We start from the raw sequence: 24,992 nt of genomic DNA, 5'->3' as shown, positions 1-24,992 counted from the left end.
ACAGGGAAGAATTGGGTGTTTGATATGATACGAAGTATGACAGGCTTCGGCACAGCAAGCAAAACACAAGATGATCTCTCTGTAACCGTTGAGTTGAAATCTGTGAACTACCGGTTCAAAGAAGTCAATGCTCGTTTGCCCAGGCCTTTGCTATATTTAGAAGATAAACTGAAACAGATTATTTTACAGAATATACAGCGCGGCAGAATTGAGCTTTTTGTATCCGTTGACAGCGAGTCGCTTGTACAGAGAAGCGTAAAGGTTGATTGGGCGCTGCTGGATGAGTTTGTCACCGCTGCCGGTGAAATGAAAAAACGCTACAGCTTAACCGCTGAACCTGGTGTTATGGAATTGTTACAGTTAGAGCAAGCGGTGCAAATCCGTGAAAAACAAACACAGCACGACAAGCTTGAGGAATTTTTAACGGAGGCCGTTGAGGAAGCGGTGAAAGGCCTTTGTGAGATGCGGACAAAAGAAGGGCTGCTTCTAAAGGAAGACTGCCTCGAACATCTCGACCGGCTTGAAACGCTTGCCGCCCAGGTGAAAGCGCATGCTCCCGCGGTTGTGAAACAATATCAGGAGCGGCTGTACACCAGGATGAAGGAATGGACGGAAGATGCGCTGGACGAGAGCAGGCTGATAACGGAATGCGCCATCTTTGCGGATCGTTCTGACATTACGGAGGAGATTACCAGGCTGAAGAGCCATTTCGCACAATTCCGTGATATATTGGCTGAAGGAGGAATTGTCGGACGGAAACTCGACTTCCTCGTACAGGAGCTTAACCGTGAAGTAAACACCATCGGCTCAAAAGCAAATGATCATCAGATCACAAAGCTTGTCGTCGAAATGAAAAGTTCTATTGAAAAAATAAAAGAACAAGTGCAAAATATAGAATAGCGACTGTGCGTATTGTTTACAGACGGTCTCTCTAGGCTAGACTAGAGACGTCTATTTTACAGGGGGAACGTAGAAGATGACGATTAAACTGATTAATATCGGATTTGGGAATATCATCTCCGCCAATCGGATGATTTCGATTGTCAGCCCGGAGTCTGCGCCAATAAAACGGATGATTCAGGATGCAAGAGACCGCGGAATGCTAATTGACGCTACATACGGACGAAGAACCCGTGCAGTTGTCGTCATGGATAGTGATCACATTATCTTATCTGCCGTCCAGCCTGAGACAGTTGCACACAGACTTTCAGTTAAAGAAGAAATTATGGATGAAGGGCAGGGATAATTGCCGCATGAAAGAAAGAGGGTTATTAATCGTTCTCTCAGGTCCCTCAGGAGTTGGTAAAGGAACGGTAAGGCAAGCAATATTTTCACAAGAGGATACAAAATTTGAATATTCGATTTCAGTGACGACGAGAAGCCCGAGAGCGGGAGAGACAGACGGAGTCGATTATTTCTTCAAAACAAGGGATGAGTTCGAGCAGATGATTGCAAACAACAAGCTGCTTGAATGGGCTGAGTATGTCGGAAATTATTACGGCACGCCAGTCGATTATGTCGAACAAACGCTCCAAGAGGGAAAAGACGTCTTTTTGGAGATCGAAGTACAGGGCGCGCTTCAAGTAAGAAACGCTTTCCCGGAAGGTCTGTTTATTTTCCTGGCGCCTCCGAGCCTTTCTGAACTGAAAAACAGAATTGTCACAAGAGGAACCGAGACGGACGCCCTGATTGAAAATCGGATGAAAGCTGCTAAGGCTGAGATCGAAATGATGGACGCTTATGATTATGTCGTTGAAAATGACAACATTGAGACAGCTTGCGAAAAAATTAAAGCGATTGTCCTCGCGGAGCATTTAAAGCGTGAACGCATTGCTCCGAGATATAAGAAAATGCTGGAGGTAGAATAACTTATGTTAGATCCGTCAATCGATTCATTAATGAATAAATTAGATTCAAAATACACACTGGTGACTGTTTCTGCAAGACGCGCGCGTGAAATGCAAATCAAAAAAGACCAGCAGATTGAGCATACCATTTCACACAAATATGTAGGCAAAGCATTGGAAGAAATTGATGCCGGCCTGCTTTTGATTGAAAAGGAAGACCGCGAATAGCAGCACACAAGTAGCAACCTATGACAAGTATAGGTTGTTATTTTTTTCCGAAGGTTTTGTGTGAACGGTGTAAAAAAGGGGGAGAAATCATTGCTTAATAATCGAAATATATTACTTTGTGTGAGCGGAGGAATTGCCGTTTATAAAGCGTGTGCGTTAACGAGCAAGCTCGTCCAGGCCGGAGCAAACGTAAAAGTCATTATGACGGAATCGGCATGTCAATTCGTCTCTCCGCTGACTTTTCAGGCGTTAAGCCGCCATGAAGTATATACAGACACATTTAAAGAACAAAATCCAAGCGTCATATCCCATATTGATGCGGCTGATTGGGCAGATCTCATCATCGTCGCCCCCGCAACAGCCAATGTTATTGGCAAATTGGCCAACGGGCTGGCAGATGACATGCTGACAACAACGCTTTTAGCGTCGGAGGCACCCGTTTGGATTGCGCCGGCCATGAATGTGCATATGTATGACCATCCGGCGGTCAAGCGCAATATTTCAGTCCTATACCAAGACGGCTTTCGTTTTATTGAGCCAAGTGAAGGTTATTTAGCATGCGGGTACGTCGGAAAAGGAAGATTGGAAGAACCAGAGAATATCGTGAAGCTCGCTGAAAGCCATTTTTCAGAAGAGACAAACGCTCCGCTCCAGGGAAAGCATGTTGTCATCACAGCTGGTCCGACGCGTGAACCTGTTGATCCGGTTCGATTCTTTACAAACAAATCGACCGGGAAAATGGGCTATGCCGCGGCAGAGGCCGCAATTAGCCTCGGAGCGAGTGTGACCCTGATCTCAGGCCCGGTATCCATCGATCCGCCAAAAGGGCTGCATAAATTGATCAGCGTCCAGACTGCCGCGGATATGCGTGAGGCCGTGCTCTCTGTGTTCGACTCAAGCGACATCGTCATTAAAACGGCTGCGGTTGCCGATTTTACGCCAAAATCAGTATCAGACCATAAAATGAAAAAGAAAGACGGCTCGCTTGTTATTGAACTGAAACGGACCGGGGATATTTTAAAAGAGCTTGGCGGGAAAAAACAGCGGCAGATATTAGTCGGGTTCGCAGCAGAAACACAAGACGTCGAGCATTATGCACGAAAAAAACTCGACACGAAAAATCTTGATATGATCGTAGCCAATAATGTGAAAACAGCAGGTGCCGGCTTTGGCGCTGATACAAACCTTGTCACGTTCTTTTTCAAAGACGGGCGCAGACGCGAGCTGCCGATGCTGTCTAAATTTGACGTCTCTCTAGAAATTTTCAGAGAAATTGTTGTGTTCTCAGAACAGAGCGTGGAGCGGTCATGAATTTTGCAGAAGTCATCGTGGATGTCAGCACAAAAAACATCGACAGGCCCTTTGATTACAAAATTCCGGAAAATCTAAAAGGGATGATCAAAACAGGCATGCGTGTTATTGTCCCGTTTGGTCCCCGTAAAATTCAAGGCTTTGTGACTGCCGTCAAAGAAACTTCTGATCTCGCAGGAAAGTCTGTCAAGGAAGTAGAGGATTTATTAGACCTGACGCCCGTTCTGACAAAAGAGCTTATGGATCTGTCCTCGTGGCTGTCAGACAAAACACTCTCATTTAAAATAACAGCGCTTCAGGCTATGCTGCCGGCGGCACTAAAGGCAAAATATGAAAAGGAATTGAAAATATCGGGTGATGACCCCCTTCCGCCGCAAATTGAGCGGCTGTTTTCCGAGCGTAAGAGCCTGTTATATTCGGATATTCCCGACCGCGAGACGTTAAAGCTCATCCAAAAATGTGTTCAAAAGGGCAATATAGATGTCACATATCAAGTAAAGCAAAAAACGAATAAAAAGATGATCAGAATGATACAGGCAAAAGTGCCAAAAGAGGAGCTTGCCAAGCAGGCTGCGGGGCTGAGTCAAAACGCCTCCAAACAGCAGGCGGTTCTTCATTTTTTCATCTCCGGCCAGGAAGGATTAAAGCTTTCTGCGGCGGACCTTTGCAAAAAGACAAATACAAGCGCGGCCACACTGAAAACCCTCATCCAAAAGGGAGTGCTTCAGGAAAGCCAGGAAGAGGTTTACAGAGATCCATATCAGGACAGAATGTTCAAAAAAACGAAGCCACTTGCGCTGACTGATGAGCAAAGTGCAGCATACGAGTCGATACGGGAAACGCTTGATCAAGACGAGCATAAAGTATTTCTGCTTCATGGCGTTACGGGAAGCGGTAAAACAGAGATTTATTTGCAATCAATTGAAAAAGTGCTTGCGAAAGGAAAAGAGGCGATCGTGCTCGTCCCGGAAATTTCGCTGACGCCGCAAATGGTCAACCGGTTTAAAGGCCGTTTCGGCTCCCAGGTCGCGGTTATGCACAGCGGGCTGTCCACCGGGGAAAAATATGATGAATGGCGAAAAATCCACCGAAATGAAGTCCGTCTTGTAGTAGGCGCCAGGTCAGCGATTTTCGCTCCGTTTGAAAATCTCGGCATGATCATTATCGATGAAGAACATGAATCATCCTATAAGCAGGAGGAAATGCCGCGTTATCATGCGAAAGAGGTGGCCATCAAACGGGCTGAGCACCATAGCTGTCCGGTCGTTTTGGGAAGCGCCACACCGACACTGGAATCATTTGCCCGTGCGAAAAAAGGAGTTTATGAACTTTTGTCATTAAAGAGCCGTGTCAATCAGCAGGTGATGCCTGAAGTTTCTCTTGTTGACATGAGGGAAGAGCTCAGAGGCGGCAACCGATCTATGTTTTCCTTAGAACTGATGGAACAGCTTGAGGAAACGATCGCAAAGGGTGAGCAGGCGGTGCTGTTTCTAAATAAACGGGGCTATTCTTCATTTGTCATGTGCCGGGACTGCGGTTATGTTCCGCAATGTCCGCACTGTGATATTTCCATGACCTATCATCGTTACGGCCAGAGACTCAAATGCCATTATTGCGGTCATGAAGAACCGGTTCCGAATACTTGTCCGGAATGCGGGAGCGAGCATATCCGTTTTTTCGGAACGGGAACGCAGAGAGTGGAAGAAGAGCTGACAAAGGTGCTGCCGAATGCGAGGGTGATACGGATGGACGTGGACACGACATCGCGGAAAGGATCTCATGAAAAGCTATTATCAGCTTTCGGGGAAGGAAAAGCGGACATTCTTCTCGGTACGCAGATGATTGCAAAGGGGCTTGATTTTCCCAATGTGACCCTTGTCGGCGTTCTCAGCGCTGACACAACACTTCATATTCCTGATTTCAGATCAGCCGAAAAAACCTTTCAGCTATTAACGCAAGTAAGCGGGAGGGCCGGACGGCATGAAAAACTGGGCCGGGTGATCATTCAGACATATACTCCGTCCCATTACAGCATTCAGCTGACAAAAACACATGACTATGAATCTTTCTTTCAGCAGGAAATGGGGCACAGGAGAGAACAGTCCTACCCGCCGTATTATTATTTGGCCCTTGTGACTGTTTCCCATGAGGAAGTGGCGAAAACGGCAATCATAGCCGATAAAATCGCCCATTATTTAAAAGCGAACTGCGGCGCTGACACGAAAATCCTCGGACCTGCCGCGTCGCCGATTGCCAGGATCAAAGATAGATATCGCTATCAATGCGTGATAAAATACAAACAGGAAAACCAGTTGTCAGAAGTGTTAAAGAAGATACTGGAACATTATAAACGCGATATTGAACAAAAGCATGTAACGATTTCAATTGATATGAATCCTTATATGATGATGTAACATCTGCGTGTTGGAGGGCTTTATTTTGGCGGTAAAACCAATTGTCACACATCCTGCGGAGGTTCTTGAAACACCGGCGGAGGCTGTGACTGTTTTTGATAAAAAATTAAAAAAGCTGCTTGACGATATGTACGATACGATGCTTGAAATGGACGGTGTCGGATTGGCAGCGCCGCAAATTGGCATTTTGAAAAGAGCTGCTGTTGTGGATATCGGCGAAGAAAGCGGCAGAATCGACTTGATTAATCCAGAAATTCTTGAAAGCGGCGGCAAACAAACGGGAATTGAAGGCTGCTTGAGTTTCCCTGATTTATATGGGGAGGTTACCCGTCCCGATTATGTGAAAGTACAAGCCTATAATCGTCAGGGTAAACCGTTTGTTTTTGAAGCGACAGGCTTTTTAGCAAGAGCTGTACAGCATGAAATGGATCACTTGGACGGTGTGCTGTTCACTTCAAAAGTAAGCAAGTATTATACAGAAGACGAACTAGCGGATATGGAAGGATGATTGGATGACGAGAATCGTTTTTATGGGAACGCCTGATTTTTCTGTTCCTGTTTTAAGAACGCTTATAGATGAAGGATATGAAGTTGTGGGGGTCGTCACTCAGCCTGACCGGCCGAAAGGAAGGAAAAAGGTTATGACACCTCCGCCTGTTAAGGAAGAGGCCCTGCGCCATGGAATAACGGTGCTTCAGCCTGAAAAAGTGAGACAGGATGAAGAAATTGAAAGAGTGCTCGCATTGAAACCCGATTTGATTGTAACAGCGGCATTCGGACAAATCTTGCCTAAAAAGCTGCTCGACAGTCCGAAATATGGCTGTATTAACGTGCACGCATCACTTTTGCCGGAATTAAGGGGCGGGGCTCCGATTCATTATTCCATTCTGCAAGGCAAGAAAAAAACCGGGGTTACCATCATGTACATGGTGGAGAAACTGGATGCAGGCGACATGCTTTCTAAAATTGAAGTGGACATAGAAGAGAACGATAACGTCGGAACGCTTCACGACAAATTAAGCAAAGCCGGCGCACAACTTTTATCTCAAACCGTTCCTGACGTCATTAAAGGGAACGTAACACCGATTCAGCAAGACGAAGAGAAAGCGACCTACGCCCCGAACATTAAACGGGAGCAGGAACTGATTGACTGGTCGAGAAGCGGCGAAGATCTTTATAACCAAGTGCGCGGACTGAATCCTTGGCCTGTCGCATATACGACGCTTAACGGCCAAAACCTGAAGATATGGTCGGCGAAAAAAACACCCGCTCAAAAGAAAGCTGAACCGGGAACCGTTATTGCCGTTGAGGAGAATGGAATCGTAGTCGCAACTGGCAATGAAACAGCCTTGTTAGTAACCGAACTGCAGCCGGCAGGTAAAAAGCGCATGAAAGGCGAGGATTTCGTCAGAGGCGCAAATGTGCAAACTGGAGAAGTATTAGGAGTAAAGCAATGAAGAAAAATAATGTTCGCGACATTGCGCTTGAAGCGCTGATGAAACTGGATCAAAATCAGGCCTACAGCAATCTGCTGCTCAAGTCTGTCATTAAATCGAATGAGCTCAGCGATCAGGACAGAGGCCTGTTGACTGAGCTGGTATACGGGACACTGCAAAACAAAACGGCGCTGGATTATAAGCTCAAGCCGTTTATCAACAAACCGGCTAAGGTGAAGCCATGGGTCATTCAGCTCCTTCGGCTTTCCCTTTATCAAATGGAATATTTAGAAAAGATTCCGCACAGGGCAGCCATTCATGAAGCGGTAGAAATCGCCAAAAAAAGAGGCCATAAAGGAATTGCTTCTTTTGTCAACGGCGTTCTCCGCTCTGTACAGCGTGAAGGCGTTCCGTCATTTGAAGCCATTAATGACCCTGTCACCCGGCTTGCGACAGAGACAAGCCATCCGGAATGGCTTGTTAAAGAATGGGCGGAAGCATATGGGTTTGACGCAGCTGAAAAAATCTGCCGCATTCACCTTGTACCGCCTAAGCAAACCCTTCGTGTCAATCAAATGAAAACAGACAGAGATGAGTTGCTTGAATCTCTGGCAGCCGAAGGGATAGAAGCTGAAAAAGGCGACCTGTCCCCTGACGCAGTAAAGCTTCTAAAAGGAAGCATAGCGGGAAGCCGTTTCTTTAAAAATGGCGACGTGTCCATTCAGGATGAAAGCTCGATGCTTGTCGCACGAGCGCTTGGTCCTGAAGCAGGAGAAACCATTTTGGATGCCTGCGCGGCTCCGGGAGGGAAATCAACACATATCGCTGAACGAATGGGAAATGAAGGATCGGTCTTGTCACTAGACCTTCACGAGCATAAAGTGAAGCTGATTAAAGAATCTGCAAATAGACTCGGACTGACAATCATCAAGCCTGAGGCAATGGATGCCCGCAAAGCATCGGAAGCCTTTCAAGATGATGAGTTTGACCGCATTCTCGTCGATGCTCCGTGCTCAGGCTTCGGGGTTATCCGCAGAAAGCCCGACATGAAATACAGCAAAAACCCTGAAGACAGTGCACGCCTTGCCAAGATTCAGCTGTCAATTTTAAGGGAAATCGCTCCATTAGTAAAAAAAGGTGGCACACTCGTGTACAGTACGTGTACAATGGACCGGACAGAAAATGAAGAAGTAATCCATGCGTTTATACAAGAACATCCTGAATTTGAACCCGATTTGTCTCTTGAAAAGCGGCTGCCTGAAAAGGCGAGACCTTTTGTTCGGGGTGGAAGCCTTCAAATCCTTCCTCACTATTTCGGAACAGATGGTTTCTTTATTTGCAGCATGAGAAAGAAGGGATAAGCAATGACACAATCAAAACAAACAAAAGTCAGAAAAGAATTGCGGACAGAAAACCCGTCCATTTATTCTTTTGAATTAGATGAACTTCAAACATGGCTCACTGAAAACGGAGAGAAACCGTTTCGCGCCGCACAAATTTTTGAATGGCTTTATGAAAAACGAGTGTCTTCTTTTGAAGACATGACAAACCTTTCAAAAAGCCTGCGTGAAAAATTAAGCAGCCATTTCGTGCTCACAACGCTGAAAACTGCGGTGAAGCAAACATCTCAGGATGGAACAATGAAATTTTTATTCGAACTTCATGACGGTTACACAATCGAAACCGTTTTAATGAGACACGAATATGGCAATTCTGTATGTGTAACGACCCAAGTCGGCTGCCGCATCGGCTGTACGTTTTGCGCATCGACACTCGGCGGACTGAAACGTAATCTTGAAGCAGGCGAAATCGTTGCTCAAGTAGTAAAAGTCCAAAAAGCGCTTGATGAAACAGATGAGCGCGTCAGTTCTGTGGTTATTATGGGAATCGGCGAGCCATTTGATAATTTTAATGAAATGCTTGCTTTCTTAAAAATCATTAATCATGATAAAGGATTAAATATCGGAGCCCGCCACATTACGGTGTCAACGAGCGGAATCATCCCGAAAATTTACGATTTCGCAGACCAGCAAATGCAAATTAACTTCGCGATCTCTCTGCACGCGCCAAATACGGAGATCAGAAGCCGGCTGATGCCGATTAACAAGGCGTATAAGCTGCCTGACTTAATGGAGGCAGTCAAATACTATATTGAAAAAACCGGCAGACGTATCAGCTTTGAGTACGGCCTGTTCGGCGGTGTGAATGACCAGGTCGAACATGCTGAAGAGCTTGCAGAGTTATTAAAAGGCGTGAAATGCCACGTCAACTTAATACCTGTCAACTATGTGCCTGAACGTGATTATGTCCGCACGCCAAAGGACCAGATCTTTGCTTTTGAAAAAACGTTGAAATCCCACGGAGTAAATGTCACGATCAGAAGAGAGCAAGGCCATGACATTGACGCGGCCTGCGGTCAGCTTCGCGCGAAGGAGCGTCAAGACGAGACGAGGTGATGAGGTTGTTAACAGCCTTAAAAACAGATACAGGGAAAATACGCCAGCACAATGAAGATGATGCGGGCATATTTAAGGGGAAAGACGAATTTATATTAGCGGTTGTCGCTGATGGCATGGGCGGCCATCTTGCCGGAGATGTTGCGAGCAAGATGGCTGTAAAAGCCATTGGAGAGAAGTGGAATCAGGCGGAAACCATTCCTTCTGCGCCTTCGGAATGCGAGACGTGGATAAAGGAACAAATACACGCTGTAAACAGCCAGATTTACGGTCACGCACAAGTCCATGAAGAATGCCAAGGCATGGGAACAACGATTGTGTGCGCCCTTTTTACTGGGAAATCGGTAACGGTAGCCCACATAGGCGACAGCAGGTGCTATTTGCTTCAAGAAGACGATTTCATTCAATTGACCGAAGATCATTCTCTTGTGAATGAGCTTGTGAAGACTGGAGAAATTTCTAAAGAAGACGCCGAGCATCACCCGCGAAAAAATGTACTCACAAAAGCTCTTGGAACAGACAGGTCGATCAGCATTGACGCCCGATCATTTGAATTAGAGCCGGGCGATAAGCTGCTTCTATGCTCAGACGGACTGACGAATAAGGTGGAAGACCGGGAATTAAAAGAAATTTTGCAAGATACATCAGCTCCTCAGGAAAAAGTAAATCTGCTCGTAGACAAAGCCAATGAAAATGGCGGGGAAGACAATATAACTGCGGTATTGCTTGAGCTTGCTTTACATGTTGAAGAGGGTGAAGAAAAGTGCTAATCGGCAAGCGGATCAGCGGGCGCTACCAAATTCTCCGGGTTATTGGCGGAGGAGGCATGGCAAACGTTTATTTAGCTGAGGACATCATTCTTGAACGTGAAGTCGCAATCAAAGTACTGCGGTTTGACTTTGCGAATGACAATGAGTTTATCAGACGTTTCCGAAGAGAGGCTCAGTCGGCATCGAGCCTTGACCACCCGAATATTGTCAGCATTTACGATGTGGGCGAAGAAGAAGATATCTATTATATTGTGATGGAATATGTGGAAGGCATGACGCTGAAGGAATACATAACCGCAAACGGGCCTCTTCACCCTAAAGAAGCGCTCCGCATCATGGAGCAAATTGTCTCAGCCATAGCACATGCCCATCACAATCACATTGTTCACAGGGATATTAAGCCTCACAATATTTTGATCGACCATATGGGGAATATAAAGGTCACTGATTTTGGCATTGCCACTGCCCTTAGTTCCACAACGATCACACACACAAATTCTGTTCTCGGCTCGGTTCATTACCTGTCTCCCGAGCAGGCGCGGGGCGGCTTGGCCACGAAAAAATCAGATATCTATGCGCTCGGCATCGTACTGTTTGAGCTTGTAACCGGACGTATCCCGTTTGAAGGAGAATCAGCAGTCAGCATTGCTTTAAAGCATCTTCAAACGGAGACTCCTTCGGCAAAAAGATGGAATCCCGCGGTCCCCCAAAGCGTTGAAAACGTTATTTTAAAGGCCACAGCTAAAGATCCGTTTCACCGATATGAATCCGCTGAGGATATGGAAGAAGACATCAAAACAGCTTTTGATGCCCATCGGCTCAACGAAAAGAAGTTTTCCGTACTGGAAGATGAAGAAATGACTAAAGCGATTCCCATTATAAAGGATGCCGATCAAGCCTCTCCCTCTGGCAAAGAGAATGCTGATGAAGCTTCTCATGGAAAGAAGACGAAAAAGGGCAAGAAGAAAAAATGGCCATGGGTTTTATTGGCCGTATGCTTTATTTTAATTACGGCCGGAGTACTCGCCGTAACCGTATTTCCATCTCTTTTTATGCCGAAAGATGTCAAGATCCCCGATGTTCAGGGGATGGAATACGAAGAAGCGGTTGATCTGCTTGAAAAAGACGGCTTACAGGTCGACTCGGATGTCTTGGAAATTTCAGACGAAAAAATTGAAGAAGGCTTAATGGTGAAGACAGATCCTAAAGCGGATTCAACCGTAAAAGAAGGGTCATCCGTTAAACTGTATAAAAGCACGGGGAAAGCAAAAACACAGCTGAAAGATGTGACGGGTCAAACCGTTGAACGGGCAAAAGAAGCTTTGAAGAAAAAGGGCTTTGAAAACATAACAGTGAATGAGGTTCACGATGATGAAGAGTCCGGCACGGTCATTGACCAGGAGCCATCAGCAGGGACCGATCTTGTGCCAAGTGACGATCAAGTAAAGCTGACAGTCAGCATAGGCCCTGAAGACATTACGCTCAGAGACTTAACGACATACAGCAAACAGGCGGCCTCTGGTTATCTTGAGGATAACGGGCTGACATTGGTCGAAAAAGAAGCTCACTCAGACGATATTCCTGAAGGACAGGTAGTCAAACAAAACCCGAAAGCAGGCACGGCATTAAAGCCCGGAAACGAAGTCGAAGTCACCTTTTCACTTGGACCTGAAAAAAAACCTGTGAAGACCGTGAAAGAAAAAATTCAAATCCCTTATGAACCGGAAAATGAAGGGGACGAGCTAGAGGTCCAAATTTCAATTGATGACGCAGATCACAGCATTTCTGACTCTTATGAAAACTTTAAAATTAAAGAGCCGACTGAACGTACAATTGAACTGAAGATTGAACCTGGCCAAAAAGGGTATTATCAAGTGACAGTAGATAATAAAGTCGTCAGCTACAAAACAATTGAGTATCCCAAAGATGAATAACAAGGAGGGACAATATGCCTGAAGGCAAGATTATTAAAGCGTTAAGCGGGTTTTATTACGTACTGGACGAATCAGACGATACAAAAGAAGGAAAAGTGATCCAATGCAGAGGAAGAGGCATTTTTAGAAAAAATAAAATAACGCCTCTCGTCGGTGACTATGTTGTTTATCAAGCTGAACATGAAAAGGAAGGCTACCTTTTAGAAATAAAAGATAGAACCAATGAGCTAGTCAGGCCGCCGATCTCAAACGTTGATCAGGCAGTGCTCGTTTTTTCTGCGGTTCAGCCCACTTTCAGCACATCTTTATTAGACCGTTTTTTAGTGCTTGTTGAAGCAAACGATATTCTTCCCATCATCTGTATCACCAAAATGGATCTTGTTAAAGACCAAAAAACAAAAGAAACCATTCAGGCTTATGCGGAAGACTACCGTAAAATCGGTTATGAGGTTTATCTCACCTCATCCAAGGAACAGCACGGGTTACCGGATATCATTCCTCATTTTCGGAATAAAACGACTGTCTTTGCAGGCCAGTCCGGTGTCGGGAAATCTTCACTTTTAAATGCGATAAGTCCTGAGCTTGAGCTGAGAACGGATGAAATCTCGGAGCATTTAGGCCGCGGGAAACATACCACCCGGCATGTCGAGCTCATCCATACATCAGGCGGATTAGTTGCGGACACGCCAGGATTCAGTTCACTGGAATTTACCGGCATTGAGGCGGAAGAGCTGGGATATACATTTCCCGAAATCAGAGAAAAAAGCGCTGAATGCAAATTCAGAGGCTGCCTTCATCTGAAAGAGCCGAAATGTGCCGTAAAACAAGCCGCGGAGAATGAAGAAATAACAAAATACCGTTATGACCATTATGTGGAATTTATGATGGAGATTAAAGACAGAAAGCCGAGGTATTAACATGATTAAGGTTGCACCATCTATCCTTTCCGCTGATTTTGCCTCTTTGGGAAAGGAAATAAAAGACGTGGAGCAGGGCGGAGCCGATTATATTCACATTGATGTGATGGACGGCCATTTCGTCCCAAATATTACGATCGGCCCGCTTATTGTGGAAGCCGTTCGTCCGGTGACAGAACTCCCGCTTGATGTTCATTTAATGATAGAAGAGCCGGACCGTTACATACCGGCATTCGCAAAGGCGGGAGCGGATGTGATATCCGTCCATGCCGAAGCATGTCCGCACCTTCACCGAACCATTCAATTAATAAAAGAACATGGCGTAAAGGCGGGAGTTGTGCTTAATCCCCACACCCCAGTTGATATGATTAAACATGTGATAGAAGAGCTTGATCTCGTTCTCTTAATGACTGTGAATCCGGGCTTTGGAGGGCAGAAGTTTATTCATTCCGTCCTGCCGAAAATAAGCGAAGTCCGCCGGCTTGCAGACGTAAAAGGGAAAAATGGGATACTGATTGAAGTAGACGGCGGCGTCAATAAAGAGACAGCCCCGCTATGCATTGAAGCAGGTGCCAACTTACTTGTCGCGGGGTCTGCGATTTATGGCCAAAATGACCGTAAAAAAGCCATTTCTGACATTAGAGGCAGCTAGTAAATAAGCACTTTGAAAGAGCCAAGCGCTGATTGACCAGCTTGAGCTCTTTTTCCTGTATGCAGACAAAGAGAGGAAACAATATGAGCCAGATAAATATAGTCGCCGGCGGACCGATTGACTTAATACCGGAACTTTCCCAGTATGCCGCTGATCAAATGCTTTGGGTCGGTGTTGATAAAGGTACTGTCACATTGTTAGACGCCGGCATCATTCCGGATGAAGCGTTCGGAGATTTTGACAGTATTACAGACCGAGAGCGCCGGAAAATTGAAAAGGCGGCGCCGGGTTTGCATGTGTACCAGGCGGAAAAAGACCAAACAGACTTAGAGCTTGCACTCATCTGGGCTTTAGAGCAAAAACCGGATATGATCCAAATATTCGGTATCACGGGCGGGAGAGCTGATCATTTTTTAGGGAATATCCAGCTTTTGCACAAAGGCATTGAATCAAACACAGCGATTCAGCTGATAGACAAACAGAACATCATTCAAATGTTTACACCGGGAACACATACAATTAAGAAGGACTTCGGCAAACGATACATTTCATTCATCCCGTTTTCTGAAGAGGTAGAAGAACTTACCCTCACAGGTTTTAAATATCCGCTAAATAACTGTCATATTACACTCGGTTCAACACTATGTATTAGTAACGAACTCATTTATTCACGAGGTACTTTTTCGTTTGCTGAAGGCATAGTAATAATGGTAAGGAGCACTGATTAGCTACGTGCTTTCACTCAAATGCAGAAACAATAAACCTTTAGAACGTTGAACAGGCGGTTACGGGACTTATAGGAGGGGGACAAAAATGAAATTTTACACCATTAAATTGCCGAAGTTTTTAGGAGGAATTGTCCGGGCAATGCTGGGCTCATTTAAAAAAGATTAAGCCTGACAGCGAAGCCCTCTTACACCACATAAAAACGCCTGCCACACATATCGGGGCAGGCGTTCATTTTGTTATACACGCTCAACTTTACCGGATTTCAAAGCTCGAGCAGATACATATACTTTTTTAGGTTTGCCGTTCACCAGGATACGAACCTTTTGAAGATTCGCGCCCCAAGTGCGCTTAGAAGCGTTCATTGCGTGAGAACGGTTATTCCCAGCTGTTGTTTTTCTACCTGTGATAACGCATTTACGTGCCATTTGTTTCCCTCCTAACTGCGCAAAACATCTACTTTTCAACATGCATTTTTCTTAGATGCTTTCGATACTTTAATAATTTACCACAGCTAAAAACCGTTTGCAACTATTGTTTACCCTCCTTTCAAGAAAAATCACTTGACAACTTGAAAAAAATTGAATGCTGTAGTATAAGTAGGGTTGGACAGTCAGTGTTGCTGACTTTTCTTTTCATAACGGAGTACATATAGTAGAATAGCTGTAACTCTATGCATTCGAAGGAGGAACTTGCGTGTCCATTGAATTAAGAACAAAATACGGACAGATTGATATATCGAATGAAGTCATCGCGATGGTTGCCGGAGGCGCGGCTATTGACTGTTACGGAATTGTAGGCATGGCATCTAAAAGCCAAATTAAAGACGGACTGACTGAGATCCTGCGCAAAGAGAATTTCAGCCGGGGTGTTCTTGTCCGCCAGGAAGCAGACCGGATACATATTGACATGTACATTATTGTGAGCTACGGCACCAAAATATCCGAAGTCGCACACAATGTTCAAACAAAAGTAAAATACACAGTAGACCAAACAGTCGGACTTGCAGTGGATTCTGTAAATATTTATGTCCAAGGCGTACGAGTGACGAACCCGTAGTTAGGAGGAAAAGTATTGTCTAAACGAAAATTGGATGGGAGAGCCTTTGCGGAAATGATTCTTTCAGGGGCTCAAAACCTGTCTCAGAACGCAGGAGTTGTTGATGCGTTAAATGTGTTTCCGGTCCCGGACGGCGATACAGGAACAAATATGAACCTGTCGATGACCTCCGGAGCGAGAGAAGTGGAACATCTTGAGACATCTGATATCGGCAAGGTGGGAATTGCGCTGTCTAAGGGATTGCTCATGGGAGCGAGAGGAAACTCGGGTGTCATATTGTCGCAATTATTCCGGGGTTTCAGCAAAAGCATTGAGCAAAAAAAAGAAATAAACGCCAATGAGTTTGCCGCAGCGCTTCAAGCCGGTGTAGACATGGCTTATAAGGCAGTGATGAAGCCTGTTGAGGGGACGATTTTAACAGTAGCAAAAGATGCGGCGAAAGAAGCAGTCGCTGCGGCCCAAAAAGAAACCGATATCATAAAGCTGATGGAGGCTGTCACTGAAGAAGCAGAGGCATCGCTGAACAGAACGCCCGATTTGCTTCCTGTACTGAAGGAAGTCGGCGTGGTGGACAGCGGCGGAAAAGGGCTGCTTTGCGTATATGAAGGATTTCTGGCTTCATTAAAAGGAGAAACCGTTTCAGCAAAAACAGCTCTTCCTTCACTTGACGACATGGTCAGCGCTGAGCATCATAAGAGCGCACAAAGCATGATGAGCACGGAAGATATAGAATATGGTTTCTGCACCGAGGTTATGGTAAGGCTGGATCAGGACAAAAGAGTGTTTAATGAAGAAACATTCAGAAACGATCTGAGCCGATTCGGTGATTCGCTTCTAGTGATTGCGGATGATACACTGGCGAAGGTCCATGTCCATGCCGAAGAGCCCGGAAACGTATTAAACTACGCGCAAAACTACGGTGAATTGATTAAAATCAAAATTGAAAATATGAGAGAGCAGCACACGTCTATCATCAGTCAGGACCTGATGCCTGCTGACAGCGGGGCACCTGTCGCGCCATCAACTAAAAAGCAGCCGTACGGTATTGTCACGGTCGCGATGGGAGAAGGCATTTCAGAGCTGTTTAAAAGCATCGGCGCTTCTTCCGTTATTGAAGGCGGACAAACAATGAATCCAAGCACTGAGGATATCGCAGAAGCCGTCAAGTCGGTGAATGCTGAAGTTGTGTTCATTTTGCCGAACAACTCTAACATTATAATGGCTGCCAATCAAGCGGCAAGCGTTTTAGAACAGCAGGTCTTTGTCATTCCTGCAAAAACCGTGCCTCAAGGGATGTCTGCTCTATTAGCGTTTAATCCGCAGCAAGAAGCAGAGGTCAATGAAGCGAATATGCTTGACGCCATTCAGCAAGTGAAAAGCGGACAGGTGACCTATTCAGTCAGAGATACTCATATAGACGGCCATGACATTAAAAAAGGCGACTTTATGGGAATTCTGAACGGAACGATTATCGGCAGCGCTGAAGATCAGCTTGCAGCCGCAAAAATGCTGCTTTCCGAAATGATTGGGGAAGAAGATGAAATTGTGACGGTTCTGTATGGAGAGAATGCTTCTTCGGAGGAAGCGGCACAGCTTGAAGAGTTTTTAGGCGATAAGTTTGAAGATGTGGAAGTTGAAATCCATAACGGAAAACAGCCGCTGTATTCTTATATATTTGCGGTAGAGTAGAAGGGCTTTCGGCCCTTCTATTCTTATGCCTTCTTTTAAGTGCGGCAGCGCGGTAATACGTCCGCTTGCCATTTCATATCTGATCAATTAGTCTAGAAGAAAAGTGCTAAAAAGGTTTGTTGATTGATAGATAAGAGGGGGAAAAACATGAAATACAGGAGCGTTTTTGATATCATCGGACCGGTTATGATTGGTCCGTCCAGCTCACATACTGCTGGCGCGGCGCGAATCGGAAGAGTGGCCCGAAGTCTGTTTGGCAGAGAGCCAGAGCGCGTCATAGTTTCTTTTTACGGCTCTTTTGCGGAAACTTATAAAGGCCATGGCACCGATGTCGCCATTATCGGCGGCCTGCTCGATTTTGATACATTTGACGAACGGATAAAAACGGCGATCAAAATTGCTGAAGATAAAGGAATCAGGATAGAGTTCCGGGTGGAAGACGCTGTCCCGGTTCATCCGAACACAGCCAAGGTCAGAATATCGGATGATCAAGGTGAGCTCGAATTGACCGGAATTTCAATAGGGGGAGGTAAAATCGAAATAACCGAATTAAACGGGTTCGAACTCCGCCTTTCAGGGAACCATCCTGCCATTTTAGTGGTCCATAATGATAAGTTCGGCACCATTGCGGGAGTGGCGAATGTCCTTGCGAAATTCTCCATTAATGTAGGACATATGGAGGTGGCGCGAAAGGACATCGGCCAGCTTGCGCTGATGACGATAGAAGTGGATCAAAATATTGATGATGACGTGCTCGATGAGCTTAAGAAGCTGCCAAATATTATTCAAGTCACTAAAATTGCTGACTAGTGAAGTCAGGAGGACATAAGCTATGTTTCGTAATGTGAAGGAATTAATTGCGATTACAAAAGAAAAACAAATTCCCATTTCAGAGGTGATGATCGCTCAGGAAATGGAAGTATCAGAAAAGACGAGAGCCGAAATTTTCGAACAGATGGAGCGCAACCTGACCGTGATGGAAGCGGCAGTTGAAAGAGGCATTAAAGGCGTAACAAGCCAAACAGGCTTGACTGGGGGAGACGCGGTTAAGCTGCAAGCCTATATTGAATCAGGCAAAAGCCTGTCGGGCTCTCTTATTTTAGATGCGGTATCAAAAGCTGTCGCGACGAATGAAGTCAACGCCGCGATGGGCACGATCTGCGCTACGCCCACCGCCGGATCAGCGGGTGTCGTTCCGGGAACTTTATTTGCGGTAAAGGGAAAACTGAATCCGACAAAAGAACAGATGGTGCGCTTTTTGTTTACATCAGGAGCGTTCGGCTTTGTCGTTGCCAATAATGCGAGTATATCAGGCGCAGCCGGCGGCTGTCAGGCTGAGGTCGGATCAGCTTCAGGGATGGCCGCAGCGGCAATTGTGGAAATGGCCGGAGGAACACCGGAACAATGTGCGGAAGCCATGGCCATTACGCTGAAGAACATGCTTGGGCTAGTGTGTGATCCGGTGGCGGGTCTTGTGGAAGTGCCATGTGTGAAGCGGAATGCAATGGGCGCCTCAAATGCAATGATTGCTGCTGATATGGCGCTTGCCGGTATCACGAGCCGCATCCCGTGTGACGAGGTCATTGACGCCATGTACAAAATCGGCCAAACGATGCCGACTTCGCTCAGAGAAACAGGGCAGGGCGGATTAGCGGCAACGCCAACCGCAAGAGAATTAGAGAAAAAAATATTCGGAGGAGCGCTCAGTTCAAGTGAAACGTCTGCAAACTAGTATTTCTCATATCAAAGGTATCGGATCAGAAACAGAAAAAACACTTCATGAACTTGGTATCTATGATGTGTCTGATCTGCTGAACTATTTTCCCTACCGTTATGATGACTACGAGCTGAGAGATTTAGAAGACGTCAAGCATGATGAAAGAGTCACAGTCGAAGGGAAGGTTCACTCAGAGCCTTCACTCACTTATTACGGCAAAAAACGAAACAGGCTGACATTCCGGCTTTTGGTCGGCCATTATTTAATTACGGCCGTTTGTTTTAACCGCCCTTATTTGAAAAAAAAGCTCTCGCTCGGTTCAGTGGTCACCATATCTGGAAAATGGGACAAGCACCGCCAAACTATCATGGTGCAGGAACTGAAAAACGGCCCGCACCAAGAGGATAAAAGTATAGAGCCGGTATACTCAGTGAAAGAAAATGTCACCGTGAAAATGATGAGAAGATTCATTCAGCAGGCACTTTCCCAATATCTTGACACAATGTCTGATCCGTTGCCTGAAAAACTCAGGCTCCATTATAAACTGCCGGACTATCATCAAGCATTAAAAACGATGCATCAGCCAGAAACGAGAGAATCTTTAAAGCAGGCTAGGCGCCGTTTCGTCTATGAAGAATTCCTGCTGTTTCAGCTGAAAATGCAGGCGTTCCGGAAAGCTGAGCGAGAACAATCACAAGGCATCAAGCATCACTTTTCCAACGAAGAACTGATGAGCTTTGTAGAAAGCCTTCCGTTTCCGCTTACGAATGCACAGTCCCGCGTGCTACGCGACATTACGGCGGATATGTCTTCGCCGTACAGAATGAACCGCCTGCTTCAAGGGGACGTTGGATCTGGGAAAACGGCCGTGGCAGCTATCGCGCTGTACGCAGCCATTCTATCAGGCTATCAAGGTGCGCTTATGGTGCCGACAGAAATACTTGCCGAGCAACACGCGGATTCTCTCGTTGCACTATTTGAGAATTGGAATGTGAATATTGCTCTGCTCACAAGCTCAGTCAAAGGCAAACGACGCAGGGAACTGCTTGAAAGACTGAAAGCGGGAGATATTGATATACTCGTAGGAACCCACGCCCTGATACAAGACGAGGTCGAGTTTAAAGCTTTGGGCCTTGTAATTACAGATGAACAGCATAGGTTTGGAGTGGAACAGCGCAAAAAGCTCAGGAACAAGGGGCAGGATCCTGATGTATTATTTATGACCGCTACCCCGATTCCCCGGACACTCGCAATTACCGTTTTTGGAGAAATGGATGTATCGGTTATTGATGAAATGCCGGCAGGGCGTAAACAAATCGAAACCTATTGGGTGAAGCACGACATGCTTGACCGCATTTTGTCATTCATTGAAAAAGAAGTAAGACAGGGCAGGCAGGCGTATATCATTTGTCCGCTGATTGAAGAATCAGACAAACTGGATGTGCAAAATGCCATTGATGTATACAACATGCTTTCAGAAGTTTATCGGGGCAAATGGAATGTAGGACTGATGCATGGAAAGCTGCACTCTGATGAAAAAGATCAGGTGATGAGGGAATTCAGCGCAAATGAGTGTCAGATATTAGTTTCAACAACAGTAGTTGAAGTAGGCGTGAATGTCCCGAATGCCACGATTATGGTTATATATGATGCTGATCGTTTCGGCTTATCCCAGCTTCATCAGCTCCGGGGACGGGTCGGACGCGGAAAATATCAATCCTTCTGTATTTTGATGGCTGATCCGAAATCCGAAACCGGAAAAGAGCGGATGAGAATTATGTCTGAGACCAATGACGGTTTTGAATTGTCTGAGAAGGATTTGGAATTGCGCGGTCCTGGTGACTTTTTCGGAAAAAAACAAAGCGGTATGCCTGAGTTCAAGGTGGCAGACATGGTCCATGATTACAGAGCCCTGGAAACGGCAAGGCAGGATGCGGCTGATCTGGTATCTTCAGAGGCTTTCTGGAACGAGCCGGAATACCAGGCGCTGAGAGAGCAGCTGTTGAAAAGCGGGGTAATGGACGGCGAAAAATTAAGCTGAGTTCAGAAATTTTTGGTTTTCTCTATAAACAATCGTTGCATTCCAATCTATGAGATTATATACTACTATTAGTACCTAGTCTTAATTGTCCGGATGGTGTTTATATATGAGGAGAAATAAGAAAGAACGCCAGGAATTGCTACAGCAGACGATAATAGCGACCCCTTTTATCACCGATGAAGAACTAGCGGGGAAATTCGGGGTAAGCATTCAGACCATCCGTCTGGATCGCTTAGAGCTCTCTATACCGGAGCTTCGAGAAAGAATAAAAAACGTTGCAGAGAAAACACTTGAAGATGAAGTGAAATCGCTGTCGTTAGATGAGGTCATTGGAGAGGTTATTGATCTCGAGCTTGATGAACAGGCGATTTCTATATTGGAAATTAAAAATGAGCATGTCTTCAGCCGTAATCAGATTGCGAGAGGGCATCATTTGTTTGCGCAGGCGAACTCACTTGCCGTTGCGGTCATTGATGATGAGCTGGCATTAACAGCGAGTGCAAATATCCGCTTTACAAGACAGGTGAAGCAGGGTGAGCGTGTCGTTGCTAAAGCAAAGGTGACTGCGGTCGAAAAAGATAAAGGCAGAACGGTTGTTGAGGTCAACAGCTATGTTGGGGAAGAGATTGTTTTTTCTGGAGACTTTGACATGTACCGTTCAAAACATTCATAAAGGTGGAGCATGCATGAGAATAGCTGTAGATGCTATGGGAGGAGACCACGCTCCCAAAGCTGTTATTGACGGAGTTATGAAGGCGGTTGAAGCGTTTGATGATCTTCAAATTACGCTTGTCGGTGACAAAACAACAATAGAATCACACTTACCAACAACTTCAGAACGCATCACGGTGCTGCACGCCGATGAAGTGATTGAAGCGACGGATGAACCTGTACGCGCCGTACGCAGAAAAAAGAATTCTTCTATGGTGCTGATGGCTCAGGAAGTGGCAGAACAACGTGCTGATGCCTGCATTTCAGCAGGAAATACAGGCGCATTAATGACAGCGGGGCTGTTTATCGTCGGAAGAATAAAAGGGATTGAACGCCCTGCGCTTGCGCCGACGTTGCCGACTGTTTCAGGTGAAGGCTTTCTCCTTCTCGATGTCGGGGCCAATGTGGATGCTAAACCAGAACATCTTGTTCAATACGCCATCATGGGTTCGGTTTACGCCAAACAAGTGCTTGGCATATCTGCTCCGAGAATCGGCCTTTTAAATGTCGGAACCGAGGATAAAAAAGGAAACGATCTGACAAAGCAGGCATTTCAGCAGTTAAAGGAAACAAACGTCCAATTTATCGGAAACGTTGAAGCGAGAGATATTTTAGAGGGCGTTGCCGATGTAGTCGTAACAGACGGTTTCACGGGAAATGTTACGCTTAAAACCCTGGAAGGCTCTGCGATGTCTATTTTTAAAATGATGAAAGAAGCAATGACATCCAATTTCACTTCAAAGCTTGCAGCAGCAGTGCTTAAGCCGAAATTGAAAGAAATGAAATTGAAAATGGACTATTCCGAGTATGGAGGGGCCAGCCTTTTTGGATTGAAGGCGCCGGTGATTAAAGCGCACGGTTCTTCAGACGCCCGTGCGGTCTACCATGCCATTCGTCAGGCCAGAGACATGGTCAGCCAAAATGTCGCTGCTTTTATCGAAGAAGAAATAAAAGAAGAAAAAACGGATGCTTAATCTGGAGGTTTTATCATCATGAGCAAGGTTGCATTTTTATTCCCTGGACAGGGATCACAATTTATTGGAATGGGAAAAGAACTATATGAACGGGAATCCGTTTCAAAACGAATATTTGATGAAGCGGATGAAGCCTTGGAAACAAAGCTCAGCTCCCTCATTTTTGAAGGCGATGCCGAAGAATTAACTCTTACATATAATGCGCAGCCAGCACTGCTGACGACAAGCATTGCGATTCTTGAAAAATTTCAAGAGGCAGGCATTACCCCGGATTTTACCGCCGGACACAGCCTCGGCGAATACTCAGCGCTTGTCGCAGCCGGAGCGATCTCTTTTAAAGATGCTGTTTATGCTGTCAGAAAACGCGGCGAATTTATGAATGAAGCGGTGCCTGCCGGAGAAGGCGCGATGGCGGCTATTTTAGGCATGGATGCTGAAGCTTTACAGCAGGTGACCGACAAAGTCACTGAAGAAGGAAATCTTGTCCAGCTTGCAAACTTGAACTGCCCGGGGCAAATTGTCATCTCGGGAACTGCTAAAGGTGTTGAGCTTGCTTCAGAGCAAGCAAAAGAAAACGGTGCAAAACGGGCCATTCCGCTGGAAGTAAGCGGTCCTTTCCATTCGGAATTGATGAAACCGGCTGCAGAAAAGCTGGCAGAAGTGCTGGATGCTTGTGAACTGAAAGATACGAATGTTCCTGTCATTTCAAATGTTTCTGCTGATGTAATGACAGAGAAAGAAGACATCAAAGCCAAGCTGATTGAGCAGCTTTACTCACCGGTCCGTTTTGAGGAAACAATTAACAAGCTGATTGACGAAGGTGTCACCGTCTTTATCGAAATCGGCCCCGGGAAAGTGCTGTCCGGACTTGTCAAAAAAGTGAACCGCCGTTTGAAAACCATTGCTGTTTCTGATCCGGAAACAATCGAGCTTGCAATTCAAACGTTAAAGGAGGAGTACGGAAATGCTGATTGATAAAACGGCTATCGTAACTGGAGCGTCACGCGGAATCGGCCGTGCGATTGCATTGGATTTGGCCAAAAACGGAGCTGACGTTGTCGTTAACTATTCGGGCAATGAAGCGAAAGCAAATGAAGTGGTTGATGAAATTAAATCACTCGGCCGAAAAGCAATTGCTGTAAAATGCGATGTATCAAATGCCGAAGATGTACAAAACATGATAAAAGAGACAATCGCGACTTTCTCATCTATTGACATCCTGGTGAACAACGCCGGCATTACAAAAGACAACCTGCTGATGAGAATGAAAGAAAATGAGTGGGATGATGTTATCAACATTAACTTAAAAGGTGTCTTCAATTGCACCAAAGCCGTGACAAGACAAATGATGAAACAGCGTTCGGGCCGGATTATTAACGTGTCATCTATTGTAGGTGTCAGCGGAAACCCGGGACAAGCCAACTATGTCGCGGCAAAAGCCGGAGTCATCGGTTTAACTAAATCGTCAGCGAAAGAACTTGCAAGCCGCAATATTACCGTCAATGCAATTGCACCGGGATTTATTTCTACGGATATGACGGATAAACTGACAAAAGAAGTACAAGATGAAATGCTGAAACAAATTCCGCTCGCGCGTTTTGGCGATCCTCGTGATGTCAGCAGCGTTGTCACGTTCCTTGCTTCCGAAGGAGCACGTTACATGACAGGCCAGACGCTTCATATTGACGGCGGAATGGTGATGTAATATATTTTCTCGAAAATTTCATCATAGTTACTCTAGTTTTTTAAAAACGAATCAACTATAATACTTGAGGGGAGGTGAATTGCTATGGCAGATGCATTAGAGCGTGTAACAAAAATCATCGTAGACCGCCTTGGCGTAGATGAAGCAGACGTCAAACTTGAAGCTTCTTTCAAGGAAGACTTAGGTGCTGATTCCCTAGATGTAGTTGAACTTGTTATGGAACTTGAAGACGAGTTTGACATGGAGATTTCTGACGAAGATGCTGAAAAGATTGCAACAGTCGGCGACGCTGTGAACTACATACAAAACCAGCAATAAGCTAAAGCTAAAAGTCCCGTCTGAAAGCGGGGCTTTAGCCCTTTATTCGTGCAGTTATTACAGCATGCCGCTTTTACGTGCGCTGTA

The 24,992-nt window shown here is 45.6% G+C and carries 27 protein-coding genes; 26 read left to right on the top strand and 1 reads right to left on the bottom strand.

What is annotated here, in order from left to right:
* The first annotated feature begins 24 nt into the window (after window positions 1-24).
* The 16 genes from GXP75_RS01535 to spoVM all read left to right on the top strand — a co-directional run bounded on the left by GXP75_RS01535 (window position 25) and on the right by spoVM (window position 14,859).
* Window positions 25-900 carry a YicC/YloC family endoribonuclease gene (locus GXP75_RS01535; protein WP_003329003.1) on the top strand — a complete coding sequence of 292 codons (876 nt, stop codon included), beginning with the start codon at window positions 25-27 and terminating at the stop codon, window positions 898-900.
* A 76-nt stretch (window positions 901-976) separates the two neighbouring features.
* A complete protein-coding gene (gene remA / locus GXP75_RS01530; RefSeq protein WP_003154355.1) occupies window positions 977-1,246 on the top strand; it encodes an extracellular matrix/biofilm regulator RemA in 270 nt (89 codons plus the stop codon).
* A gap of 7 nt (window positions 1,247-1,253) precedes the next feature.
* Complete coding sequence (gene gmk, locus GXP75_RS01525; protein ID WP_003329002.1) at window positions 1,254-1,868, top strand: guanylate kinase; 615 nt, start codon at window positions 1,254-1,256, stop codon at window positions 1,866-1,868.
* Window positions 1,869-1,871: 3 nt separating this feature from the next.
* Window positions 1,872-2,075 carry a DNA-directed RNA polymerase subunit omega gene (gene rpoZ / locus GXP75_RS01520; RefSeq protein ID WP_003329001.1) on the top strand — a complete coding sequence of 68 codons (204 nt, stop codon included), beginning with the start codon at window positions 1,872-1,874 and terminating at the stop codon, window positions 2,073-2,075.
* A gap of 90 nt (window positions 2,076-2,165) precedes the next feature.
* The gene (gene coaBC / locus GXP75_RS01515; RefSeq protein WP_242555999.1) at window positions 2,166-3,386 is read left to right on the top strand and encodes a bifunctional phosphopantothenoylcysteine decarboxylase/phosphopantothenate--cysteine ligase CoaBC; all 1,221 of its coding nucleotides are present in this window, start codon (window positions 2,166-2,168) and stop codon (window positions 3,384-3,386) included.
* Window positions 3,383-5,800 carry a primosomal protein N' gene (gene priA, locus GXP75_RS01510; RefSeq protein WP_106044942.1) on the top strand — a complete coding sequence of 806 codons (2,418 nt, stop codon included), beginning with the start codon at window positions 3,383-3,385 and terminating at the stop codon, window positions 5,798-5,800. The genes coaBC and priA overlap by 4 nt, the downstream gene beginning before the upstream one ends.
* A 25-nt stretch (window positions 5,801-5,825) precedes the next feature.
* Complete coding sequence (gene def / locus GXP75_RS01505; protein ID WP_003328997.1) at window positions 5,826-6,308, top strand: peptide deformylase; 483 nt, start codon at window positions 5,826-5,828, stop codon at window positions 6,306-6,308.
* Window positions 6,309-6,312: 4 nt separating this feature from the next.
* Entirely contained in the window at window positions 6,313-7,257 is a 945-nt protein-coding gene (gene fmt / locus GXP75_RS01500; RefSeq protein ID WP_214914644.1) for a methionyl-tRNA formyltransferase, read from the top strand.
* Window positions 7,254-8,597 (top strand): 16S rRNA (cytosine(967)-C(5))-methyltransferase RsmB, encoded by a 1,344-nt coding sequence (gene rsmB, locus GXP75_RS01495; RefSeq protein ID WP_242555998.1) that lies wholly within the window; start codon window positions 7,254-7,256, stop codon window positions 8,595-8,597. Before fmt ends, rsmB begins: the two co-directional genes overlap by 4 nt.
* A 3-nt stretch (window positions 8,598-8,600) precedes the next feature.
* Window positions 8,601-9,692: a dual-specificity RNA methyltransferase RlmN gene (rlmN, locus tag GXP75_RS01490; protein ID WP_010788574.1), complete on the top strand. Its 1,092-nt coding sequence runs from the start codon at window positions 8,601-8,603 to the stop codon at window positions 9,690-9,692.
* Window positions 9,693-9,697: 5 nt separating this feature from the next.
* The gene (locus tag GXP75_RS01485; RefSeq protein ID WP_242555997.1) at window positions 9,698-10,462 is read left to right on the top strand and encodes a Stp1/IreP family PP2C-type Ser/Thr phosphatase; all 765 of its coding nucleotides are present in this window, start codon (window positions 9,698-9,700) and stop codon (window positions 10,460-10,462) included.
* Window positions 10,456-12,396 (top strand): Stk1 family PASTA domain-containing Ser/Thr kinase, encoded by a 1,941-nt coding sequence (gene pknB, locus GXP75_RS01480; RefSeq protein ID WP_242555996.1) that lies wholly within the window; start codon window positions 10,456-10,458, stop codon window positions 12,394-12,396. The genes GXP75_RS01485 and pknB overlap by 7 nt, the downstream gene beginning before the upstream one ends.
* A gap of 14 nt (window positions 12,397-12,410) precedes the next feature.
* The gene (rsgA, locus tag GXP75_RS01475) at window positions 12,411-13,313 is read left to right on the top strand and encodes a ribosome small subunit-dependent GTPase A (protein WP_106044947.1); all 903 of its coding nucleotides are present in this window, start codon (window positions 12,411-12,413) and stop codon (window positions 13,311-13,313) included.
* A 1-nt stretch (window position 13,314) separates the two neighbouring features.
* Complete coding sequence (gene rpe, locus GXP75_RS01470) at window positions 13,315-13,965, top strand: ribulose-phosphate 3-epimerase (RefSeq protein ID WP_061571536.1); 651 nt, start codon at window positions 13,315-13,317, stop codon at window positions 13,963-13,965.
* Between the two features lie 83 nt (window positions 13,966-14,048).
* Complete coding sequence (locus GXP75_RS01465) at window positions 14,049-14,693, top strand: thiamine diphosphokinase (protein WP_061571537.1); 645 nt, start codon at window positions 14,049-14,051, stop codon at window positions 14,691-14,693.
* Between the two features lie 85 nt (window positions 14,694-14,778).
* Window positions 14,779-14,859: a stage V sporulation protein SpoVM gene (gene spoVM / locus GXP75_RS01460; RefSeq protein WP_003328987.1), complete on the top strand. Its 81-nt coding sequence runs from the start codon at window positions 14,779-14,781 to the stop codon at window positions 14,857-14,859.
* Window positions 14,860-14,930: 71 nt separating this feature from the next.
* On the opposite strand, the gene rpmB is transcribed toward spoVM, so the two are convergent.
* Window positions 14,931-15,119: a 50S ribosomal protein L28 gene (gene rpmB, locus GXP75_RS01455; RefSeq protein WP_061571538.1), complete on the bottom strand. Its 189-nt coding sequence runs from the start codon at window positions 15,117-15,119 to the stop codon at window positions 14,931-14,933.
* A gap of 268 nt (window positions 15,120-15,387) precedes the next feature.
* Here rpmB and GXP75_RS01450 point away from each other — a divergent pair, with 268 nt between their 5' ends.
* The 10 genes from GXP75_RS01450 (at window position 15,388) to acpP (ending at window position 24,905) form a co-directional block, all read left to right on the top strand.
* Entirely contained in the window at window positions 15,388-15,750 is a 363-nt protein-coding gene (locus GXP75_RS01450; protein ID WP_003328986.1) for an Asp23/Gls24 family envelope stress response protein, read from the top strand.
* A 15-nt stretch (window positions 15,751-15,765) separates the two neighbouring features.
* Window positions 15,766-17,439, top strand: coding sequence for a DAK2 domain-containing protein (locus GXP75_RS01445; protein ID WP_214914628.1), 1,674 nt, complete (start codon window positions 15,766-15,768; stop codon window positions 17,437-17,439).
* Window positions 17,440-17,586: 147 nt separating this feature from the next.
* A complete protein-coding gene (sdaAB, locus tag GXP75_RS01440; protein WP_242555995.1) occupies window positions 17,587-18,249 on the top strand; it encodes an L-serine ammonia-lyase, iron-sulfur-dependent subunit beta in 663 nt (220 codons plus the stop codon).
* Window positions 18,250-18,271: 22 nt separating this feature from the next.
* Window positions 18,272-19,171 (top strand): L-serine ammonia-lyase, iron-sulfur-dependent, subunit alpha, encoded by a 900-nt coding sequence (gene sdaAA / locus GXP75_RS01435; protein ID WP_214914625.1) that lies wholly within the window; start codon window positions 18,272-18,274, stop codon window positions 19,169-19,171.
* Window positions 19,152-21,197: an ATP-dependent DNA helicase RecG gene (gene recG / locus GXP75_RS01430; protein WP_242555994.1), complete on the top strand. Its 2,046-nt coding sequence runs from the start codon at window positions 19,152-19,154 to the stop codon at window positions 21,195-21,197. The genes sdaAA and recG overlap by 20 nt, the downstream gene beginning before the upstream one ends.
* Window positions 21,198-21,303: 106 nt before the next feature.
* Complete coding sequence (gene fapR, locus GXP75_RS01425) at window positions 21,304-21,870, top strand: transcription factor FapR (protein WP_003328981.1); 567 nt, start codon at window positions 21,304-21,306, stop codon at window positions 21,868-21,870.
* Window positions 21,871-21,883: 13 nt separating this feature from the next.
* Window positions 21,884-22,882, top strand: coding sequence for a phosphate acyltransferase PlsX (plsX, locus tag GXP75_RS01420; RefSeq protein WP_214914620.1), 999 nt, complete (start codon window positions 21,884-21,886; stop codon window positions 22,880-22,882).
* An 18-nt stretch (window positions 22,883-22,900) separates the two neighbouring features.
* Window positions 22,901-23,857: an ACP S-malonyltransferase gene (fabD, locus tag GXP75_RS01415; RefSeq protein WP_242555993.1), complete on the top strand. Its 957-nt coding sequence runs from the start codon at window positions 22,901-22,903 to the stop codon at window positions 23,855-23,857.
* On the top strand, window positions 23,847-24,587 hold the full coding sequence (fabG, locus tag GXP75_RS01410; RefSeq protein ID WP_214914614.1) for a 3-oxoacyl-[acyl-carrier-protein] reductase: 741 nt from the start codon (window positions 23,847-23,849) through the stop codon (window positions 24,585-24,587). Before fabD ends, fabG begins: the two co-directional genes overlap by 11 nt.
* Before the next feature lie 84 nt (window positions 24,588-24,671).
* On the top strand, window positions 24,672-24,905 hold the full coding sequence (gene acpP / locus GXP75_RS01405) for an acyl carrier protein (protein WP_003328976.1): 234 nt from the start codon (window positions 24,672-24,674) through the stop codon (window positions 24,903-24,905).
* Window positions 24,906-24,992: the final 87 nt, after the last annotated feature.

The sequence above is a fragment of the Bacillus sp. HU-1818 genome (assembly GCF_022695965.1).
In the GTDB taxonomy this organism is placed as follows: domain Bacteria; phylum Bacillota; class Bacilli; order Bacillales; family Bacillaceae; genus Bacillus; species Bacillus atrophaeus.
This window is presented reverse-complemented; position numbering and strand designations above follow the sequence as displayed.